The 8,047-nt window shown below is 75.3% G+C and carries 9 protein-coding genes; all 9 read right to left on the minus strand.

Annotation, left to right across the window (positions count from 1 at the left end; translation table 11 throughout):
• Nucleotides 1–162 precede the first annotated feature (162 nt).
• Nucleotides 163–855, minus strand: a complete 693-nt coding sequence (locus L7D48_RS22630; protein ID WP_237881894.1) for a triacylglycerol lipase — start codon at nt 853–855, stop codon at nt 163–165.
• Between the two features lie 134 nt (nt 856–989).
• Complete coding sequence (locus L7D48_RS22635; protein ID WP_237881896.1) at nt 990–2,441, minus strand: NAD(P)/FAD-dependent oxidoreductase; 1,452 nt, start codon at nt 2,439–2,441, stop codon at nt 990–992.
• Between the two features lie 175 nt (nt 2,442–2,616).
• Nucleotides 2,617–2,880 carry a hypothetical protein gene (locus L7D48_RS22640; protein WP_093846762.1) on the minus strand — a complete coding sequence of 88 codons (264 nt, stop codon included), beginning with the start codon at nt 2,878–2,880 and terminating at the stop codon, nt 2,617–2,619.
• Nucleotides 2,877–3,128, minus strand: a complete 252-nt coding sequence (locus tag L7D48_RS22645; protein ID WP_237881899.1) for a hypothetical protein — start codon at nt 3,126–3,128, stop codon at nt 2,877–2,879. The genes L7D48_RS22640 and L7D48_RS22645 overlap by 4 nt, the downstream gene beginning before the upstream one ends.
• 130 nt (nt 3,129–3,258) lie before the next feature.
• Nucleotides 3,259–4,152 carry a peptidoglycan-binding protein gene (locus L7D48_RS22650; protein ID WP_237881901.1) on the minus strand — a complete coding sequence of 298 codons (894 nt, stop codon included), beginning with the start codon at nt 4,150–4,152 and terminating at the stop codon, nt 3,259–3,261.
• Nucleotides 4,153–4,237: 85 nt separating this feature from the next.
• Nucleotides 4,238–5,695 carry a phage tail protein gene (locus tag L7D48_RS22655; protein WP_237881903.1) on the minus strand — a complete coding sequence of 486 codons (1,458 nt, stop codon included), beginning with the start codon at nt 5,693–5,695 and terminating at the stop codon, nt 4,238–4,240.
• A gap of 82 nt (nt 5,696–5,777) precedes the next feature.
• A complete protein-coding gene (locus L7D48_RS22660) occupies nt 5,778–6,491 on the minus strand; it encodes a hypothetical protein (protein WP_237881905.1) in 714 nt (237 codons plus the stop codon).
• Between the two features lie 3 nt (nt 6,492–6,494).
• Entirely contained in the window at nt 6,495–7,595 is a 1,101-nt protein-coding gene (locus L7D48_RS22665; RefSeq protein ID WP_237881907.1) for a hypothetical protein, read from the minus strand.
• Nucleotides 7,592–8,047 (minus strand): hypothetical protein (locus tag L7D48_RS22670; RefSeq protein ID WP_374493346.1); only part of this gene is annotated, 456 nt, incomplete at its 5' end. The genes L7D48_RS22670 and L7D48_RS22665, both read right to left, overlap by 4 nt.

Below are 8,047 nucleotides of genomic sequence, written 5' to 3' on the forward strand. Positions count from 1 at the left end.
GGGCCGGAGGGGCCGGGTTCGGCGGGTGGCGGCATGGCGGGCACCGTACAGCGGCCGAACAGGACCGCTCCAGCGGATAACGCGGCCGTACAGCAGGCCCGTTGGGAGGCGGACGTCCCCGCGCCGGGCGGGGCGTGCCAGGACCGGGGACGTCCGCCGGGGTCAGTTGTCGACCGTGTCCCGGACCTGGCCGTAGACCGTGGCGTCGCTCAGCAGTCCGGAGTGCGACAGGCAGGCGGTCCTGGTGTTGACCGCGCCCGACAGGGCGACGCTGCTGTCGGGGTTGATGACGGTGTCGCAGGGCGACCACCAGGTGGCGTAGCGCGCCGAACCGGGCGTCTCGTCACCGGAGTTGAGTGAGTTCAGGAAGTTCGACCCGATGCGCATCTCGGTGCAGGAGGTCTGGAAGCACCAGTTGGCCGTGTCGGTGCCGTGGTTGGGGCCGCCGAGGGAGACCCAGGCGTCGATCTTCGCCGCGCCGCCGAGGTTCTTGGCGTAGTAGCGCGAGGAGAGGCCGCCCATGGAGTGGGTGATCACGTCGACCTTGCTCGCCCCGGTGGCGGCGAGCAACCGGTCCACCTCGGTGGCGAGTTGCCGCGCGGTGGTGGCGTTGGACTGGCCGGTGTCGTACGTCCACTGTCTCAGGTGGCCGGTGGGCCAGCCGTCGGCGCGGAAGCGGTCGGCCATGGTGTTCCACGTGGATCCGCTGCTGTTCCAGCCGTGGACGAAGAGGATCGGGTCGCTGCCGGGGCCGTAGGCGGAGGGGGACGCCTCGGCCGCCGCTGCCGGGGCCTGGAGGGTGAGTGCGAGCACGGATGCGGCGGCTGCCGCGACGGCCAGTGACTTCTTCTTCACTTCGACCTCGAGTGGGTGCGGGGGGAAAGTGGTCGGAGAGCGGTTGCGCCGTGGGGGGGGATCGCAGGCTACTGGCCGGTCACCGGCACCGGGCAAGACCCGTGCACGCCTTTCCTGTCGTGTACACGACTTCTTTACGACTCCGCGCCCGCCGGTCCGCCGGCTCTCCTCGGAGCGCGCAGTACGCGCAGCACATGGCCGGGCGACATCAGCCGGGCGGGCGGCTGGAGCATGTGGGCCACCGACAGGAACGTCCGGCCCAGTACGGGGTCGACGGAGGCCGCCGCGCGGTAGCGGGTGAGGTATCGGTCCAGCAGCGCGTCGGCCGGACCGTGCCTCCCCTCCGCCTCGGGGAAGCGCAGGTCGCCGCCGGCGGCCAGCAGCCACGGGGTGTCGACGACCTTGGCGGCGGCGCGGAAGAAGCGCCGGGGCAGCCCGTCGGCGTCCCGGTCCGGGCCCCGGCGCAGGCCCCGGCCCCGGTCCCGGCTCCGGGCGAGGAGCGCGCGCAGCACGATCGCCTGCTGGGCCGCCGCCGTCATGCCCTGGCCGTAGGTGGGGTTGAAGCTGCACAGGGCGTCGCCGGTGACGAGGAAGCCGCCGAGGTGGCGGTCCAGCTTCTCGTAGTGGTGGCGCGCGCTGGCCGGATAGCGCATCCTCACCGGCTCGTTCAGCGGTTCGGCCGTGCGCAGCACCTCGGCCACGTCCGGCCCGGGCAGGGACTCGGCGTAGGCCAGCATGCCCGCCTCGTCGGCCGGGGGCTCCTCGCCCAGCAGACCGAAGAGGACGACCGCGAACCGGTCCTCCCGTTCGGAGACGATGGCCCCGCCGCGCGGCAGTCCGGGGAAGGGCACCAGCGCGACGCCGCTGCGGCCGCCGATGTGGTGGGGTTCGCGCCGGAAGTGGCGGGTGACGTAGACGACGTCGGCGCGCACCCGCGTCTGCCGCGGCCGGTGGTACCCGAGTTCCTCCAGCCAGGCCGGAGCCCGCGAGCCCCGGCCCGAGGCGTCGACGACCAGGTCGGCGGGGATCGTCTCCTCCCCCGCGCCGTCGGCCTTCCCGGCGCCGGCCTCTCCCGTTCCGCCGGCGCGCGGACGCACCCGGACTGCGGTGACCCGGCCGCGGTCGGGCGTGGTGACCGGGCCCAGCACCTCCGTTCCCTCCCTGATCGAGACGCCGGGGAGCGCCGCGACGCGCGCGCGTACGTGGTGCTCCACCAGGGGCCGGCTCGCGCCGTAAGAGATCACCCCGGAGTGCGCCGGGCGCAGGAGGTGGCCGTCGAGGTACCAGTGGGCCTCGCCCTGGGTGTCCGCGCGGGTGGCCCCCGCCGCGAGCAGTTCCTCCAGGAAGCCCGGGAACAGCTCCTCCAGCGCCTGCGCTCCGCGGGCGAGCAGTACGTGGAGCTGCCGGCTCTGCGGTACGCCGCGGCGCGGGGCCGGGTCGGCGGGGAGCGCGTCCCGGTCGAGCACCGTCACCCGCTCGTAGGTGTCGGCGAGCGCGCGGGCCGCCGTCAGGCCCGCGAGGCCGGCGCCGATCACCACGGCGTGGGACCGGTCCGCCGCCCGGGCGGGTCGGGGGGTGGGGGCCATGGGCCAACTCCGTTCCGTGCGGGACCGGTCCGGCCCCTGGGGCGTCGGGTGCGATGCGGATACGAGGGTAACGACTCCCTGTGCGCGGGCCGTTCCCTTCCGTGTCCTTTCCCGCCCGGCCCCGCCCGGCGACCGCCGTGTCCGCGGCGGTCGCCGGGCAGGGCGGCCGGAGCGCTCAGCCGCCGGTGAGCTGCCAGGCGCCGAGGGCCAACCCGCCCACCGCGGCCAGGGCGGTGATGCTCGCCAGCGGCCACCGGGAGCGCTCCAGCGCGTCCAGACGCGCCTCGTGGTCGGCCAGTTGCCTGTCGTTCTGGTCGCTGCGCTGGACCATCAGCGCGAGCGCCCCGTCCACCCGGGCGAAGCCCGCCTCGACCGTGCCGCGCAGCCGCTCCAGTTCCACGGCGACGGCGACGGGGCTGTTCGGTTCGGTGTCCGTCATGCGCGCTCCCCTCCGCCGTCCGCCGCCGGAGGGCTGTCGGAACAGGTGCGCAGCCAGGCCGGCAGCAGGGCCTGCACCCCGGGCACGGCCATCAGCCGCGCGAGCCCGCCGGCCGCGGCCAGGGCTCCCGCCACCCAGGGCAGCGTGCGCGGGATCCCGGCCGCGTCCACGGCGGCGGGGAGGACGACGGCCAGTCCCACGGCGGTCTGCACGATGGTGCGCAGGGCGCGTTTGGCCTCCTGTGACATGGTGTTTCCTTTCTTGCGCGTCCTCCGCGCCCCCGCACGGGAGTCCATACGGGCCCGTGCGGGGGCGCGGCGCGGTGACGGCGCGGTGACGGTGACCGCGGCGGCAGCGGTGACTGCGGCGGCGGTGCGTTCAGGACACCCGGGGAACCCGCAGCGCCCGCCACGAGGTCTCCCCCGGCCAGCCGTCGGCGTCGGCGCCGGTGAAGCCGAGCCTGCGCTGCCACGCGGCGTACGAGCGCCGGTCCGCGTCCGTCCACTGCGGCCCGGGGCCGACCGCGTATTCCGAGCAGCCCTCGGCCACCAGGCGCCGCCCCATCTCGGTGACGATCGGCGAGCGGGGCCGGGTGCGGAACCACCGCGCCCCCGGGAACGGCTGGTGGACGGGCGGGGAGGCGGGGGCGCGGTCCGCCGCGCCGCCTCCGGCGGACGGGGCCGCGGCCAGGATGCGGGCGATGTGCGAGCGCATCCGGTCCATGGAGAAGCCGCGTGGGTCGATCTTGGTGCGGGTCCACTCCTTGTGGGCGATCACGGAGCGCTCGTTCCAGCCGTGGGCGCGGCACAGGGCGGCCGCCGCCCGCGCGATGGCCTCCAGTTGCTCCTCGGGCCACGGGTCCTTCCCGTCGCCGAGGTTGACCGCCTCGAAGCCGTAGAAGCGGGCGTTGCCGTCGGTGTCGTCCTTCAGCGGGCGCGGGGCGGCGGTCTCGGCGATGACGGAGCGCAGGACGCGGCCGTCGCCGAGCCCGGCGTGGTTGGCGCGGCCGCCGCCCACCAGGTGGACGGTGCCGGCCTTGTCGATCACGCCGTGGCACAGCGGGCCGGGCAGGCCGGTGTAGCCGTCGTAGCACAGGTCGACGGTGGCGGCGGTGCCGCGGGTGACGGTGTGGTGGATCATCACTCCGTTCACCGGGCCCCAGGCGCCCTTGTGGTTGCGGTGGTGGCGCCGCCAGTCGCGGTGCTCGGCGGTGTGCAGGCCCTCGTCGCGCAGGGCGGCGAGCAGCCGGCCGGGGGTCAGGGGTACTGCCATGGGTGCCTCCGGTACGGAAAGGAGCCCCGCGCCGGGCGGCGCGGGGCTCGAGTGGACGGTCGGGACGGACGGCCGGGACGGGTGCTCAGGACAGGGCCGCCCAGATCGCGTTGGAGTCGGCGACCACGCTGGTCGGGTTGAACGAGGCGGGCAGCGAGGTCTGCCCGGTGCTCGACAGCCGCCCGTGCCGGATGAACGCGCCGGGCATCCGGGCGCTGCCGGCCGGGGCGTTGCCGATGCTGGCGCCGCGGGCGAAGGCCGGCCCGTTGTTCTTGTCGGCCGGGCCGTTGACCAGCAGGGCGATCCAGTAGTTGCCGGGCTGGGCGGCGTAGGGGGCGCCGAGCGGGATGACGATCGTGCGCCCCTCGTTGGCCGGGATCACCTGGGACAGCGGCGCGGTGACCCCCACCCGCTGCCCGGTGCCGGTGTACAGGCCGGCCCAGGAGTTGGCGCCGAGTGTGCCGCCGACGTAACCGGGGGTGTAGAACACCACGTTGGAGACGGTGTGCGGGGCGTGCAGCGGGATGCCGATGAGGTACAGCCAGCCGTTGATGCAGTACTGGGCAGAGGTCGCCGCGGTGGTGGCCGGGTCGAAGGACCAGCCGGCGAAGCCCATGGCGGCCGGCGACCAGGTGCCGGCCGCCGAGACCGCGTCGACGTAGGAGCGGCGGGCGAGCTGGTCGCCGGTGGCCGGGTCGGCGGGGACCGAGGGCGGGACGGTGAACGTCTTGGCGCCGCCGACCGTCTGGCCGCCGTCCAGCAGGACGGCCCGGCCGGCGGGTACGGCCGAGACGTCGCCCGCGCTCAGCTCGACCGTGCCGGTGCGGCCGTTGACGGAGAGCACCGGCGCTTCGCCGGCGGCCAGGTAGCGCCCGTCGGCGGTGGCCTGGTCCAGCGCCCCGACGTCGGCGGCCGTCAGCACCACCTCGCCGGTCCGCCCGTTGACGGAGGCGACCGCGCCGCCGGTGCCGGCCGGGAGCTGCCCGGCGGGCACCAGCCCCTGGTCGTCCAGCGTGGCGACGCCGCCGGGGGCGCCCGCCGAGGCGGCCGGCACGGCGGCCACGTCGGCGGCGTCCAGGACGATGTCGGCCTCGGTGCGGCCGTTGACCGACCGTACGGCGCCCGGCTCTCCGGGCGGACCGGCCGGGCCCGGTTCCCCGGGCGGGCCGGCCGGTCCGGGGACGGCGACGTAGTCGGGGGTGGCGGGGTCCACCGGGGCGACGTCGGCCAGGTCCACCTGCTGTTCGGTGGCGGGCAGCACGATCCGGTAGCTGCGTTTGCGGCCCACCCCGGAGAGCTGTTCGGTGACGGTGTAGGCCCACCGGGCCGGGTTCCAGCCCTCCCCGTCGGTGGCGGGCAGGACGGTGCTGATGCGGCCCTCGGCGTCCAGGGCGGCCACGGTCGGCCCGCCGAGGATGACGTCGGTGGCGGCGTGGGTGAGCAGTGCGGGCGGACGGAACTCGACGGTGCCGGTCATCGGCCGCCCGTCGGGGGTCAGGTACCGCGCGGTGACGGTGACGACGGGTATGGACTCGGGCAGCATGCGGATGCCTCCTTGCTTGTCGTTGCGGGATGCGGCGCGGGTACGGCGGGCGCGGTGGACGGCGGCGGGTGGCGGCGGCCGGTCAGGACTGCACGCCGTACAGGGCCAGCGGGCGGCAGCGCACGGTGTCCCCGGCCGCCGCCACCCTGGCCTGCACCTCGAAGGTGACCGTCGCGCCGTATTCGGCGCCCAGCACCTCGGTGATCTCCAGTCCGTCCGGCCCGCCCGCCGGGCCCACCTGCTCGCCGTCGCACAGCAGCCGCACCTCGGCGCCGTCGGCGCCCTCCGCCGCGATACGGCAGTGCAGCCTGGGGTGCTGGACGATTCCGGGGCCGCGGAAGAGGGTGGTCCAGGAAGTGGCCCCCGTGGACTCCCAGCGGCTGACCGCCACCGGCGCGGGCAGCGGGTAGGGCACGTAGGGGCGGGCCAGTCCGCGGCGCCGGGCGTCGTCGGCGACGACCACGTTGCCCTTGCGGTCGAGTATCTGCACCGGCTGGTCGGGCAGGGTGTCCGGGCTGCCGGTCCACACCGTCAGCGCCAGGGAGCCGTCGTCGCGGCGCACCACCAGGCCCTGCTGCGGCTCGCCGCCGGCGCGGTCCGGCTGGACGCGGCCGAGGTAGAGCAGGTCCTCGCCGCCGGGGGTGCGCACCCGCAGCCGGCCGCCGTCGCCGATGACGACGTCGCCGCCGCTGATCCGGTTCATCGGCGGGCTGCTGTTGGCGCTGCCCATCAGGTCCCGCACCTGCCTCTCCAGCTCGCGCAGCCGGTCCAGCAGGTCGGTGGGGATGATCGCCACCGGTCAGGCTCCTTCCAGGTAGAGGGTCGCGGTCTCGGGCCTGGTGCGCTGGGGCGGGGTGACGGCCAGCCCGACGATCCGGTACCGGCCGTCGGCCCCCTCCGGGTGCCACAGGTCCCGGATGCGCAGCCGCAGCCGGGCGCCCAGCAGGGCCGGGGAGATCCGGCCGTCCATCAGCACGGTGATCTGCGGGATGGTCTCCGGGCGGCGGTGCCGGGCCAGTTCGGCGCGGGCCAGGGAGTCCAGCACGGCCTGGTCGCGTACGGATGTGTGGTCGGAGCTGGACTCCAGCCGCGGCCAGCCGCCCGCGATGTCGTCGGCGTCCACCCGCCGCGCGGTCAGCGGCACCGACTCCTGGGACTGGTCGGAGTTGGCCGACTCCCCTCTGGCCACCCATACGTTGGCCTGCACGGTGGCGTCCGAGGGCAGGCTGTAGGTGAGCACCGCGCCGGGGTGGTCCAGCACGATGTCGGCGTGCCCGGTGTGGATCCTGGGGTGGCCGAGCTGGAGCCGTTTGACGCGGCGGCCCTGTGCGTCGCGGTGGCAGTGCACGCGCCACTCGAAGCCGTCGTCCAGCCTGGCCAGCTTGTCGATCAGTTCCCGCACCCGGGCCAGGCCGGTGTAGGCGTGGGCGAAGTCCCGCCGCACCCCGGAGATCTCGCTCCCGTACCGCAGGCCGATGTCGCCGCCCGGCTGCGCCTGTACGTGGTCGACGAGCGCGCGCACGATGTCGAACTGGTCGGTGGCCGTGCCCACCACGTCACCGGAGAGGATGCGGTGGTCGAGGTAGGAGTCGAAGGTGGCGGCCTGGAACTCGGCCTTCATCCGGCCCTGTTCGTCGGACTGCGGGGTGCACGTCCACAGCACGCCGCCCCACCGCACGTCCCCGTCGCGCTCCAGCCAGACCGCGGTGCGGCCGGGCCGGAGCGCGGCGCGGGCCCGGCGGGCGAGCGCCTCGTCCGGCAGCGGGACGGTGGCGGTGAGCGAGCCGGGCTTGCCGATGTAGTCGTCGTACTTCGCCTCGGTCAGCGGCAGTACGTCCACCACGCGGTCGGTGCGCAGGTCGCAGAAGACGGCGCGGTGGACGGCGGTGCGCCCGCTCACTCGGCCGGCTCCGCGGACTCGTAGACCAGCGTTCCGGCGATCTGCATGTAGGAGCCGGAGGCCCAGTTCCACGGCGTGACCGCGTCCACCAGGCCGCTGTGGGCGGCCGCGGTGCCGTCGACGTCCCCCGAGGAGACCTCCAGCTCCAGGTGGTCGGCGGTGGTCAGGCGGATCCGGGCGATGCGCCGCGCCCGGGAGCCGTTCTGCAGCCCGGCGAAGCCGACCGCCTGGCTGGCCCCGGACGCCCGGACGGGCAGCGAGAAGCGCCAGTTGTCGCCCGTCCCCCCGGTGCCGAAGACGGTGGTGGAGCCGAAGTAGACGTTGAAGGAGGCGTGCACCAGGGTGCCGGTGTGCACGTAGCGGCACTCGACGGTGGCGTTGCCGAACGAGGGGGTGCCCGCGCCGGTGTTGGTGGTCCAGCGCGGTGTCCACTCCTGCCACCTGGGGGTGGG

Source organism: Streptomyces sp. ICN903 (assembly GCF_022015835.1).
Taxonomy (GTDB): domain Bacteria; phylum Actinomycetota; class Actinomycetes; order Streptomycetales; family Streptomycetaceae; genus Streptomyces; species Streptomyces fenghuangensis.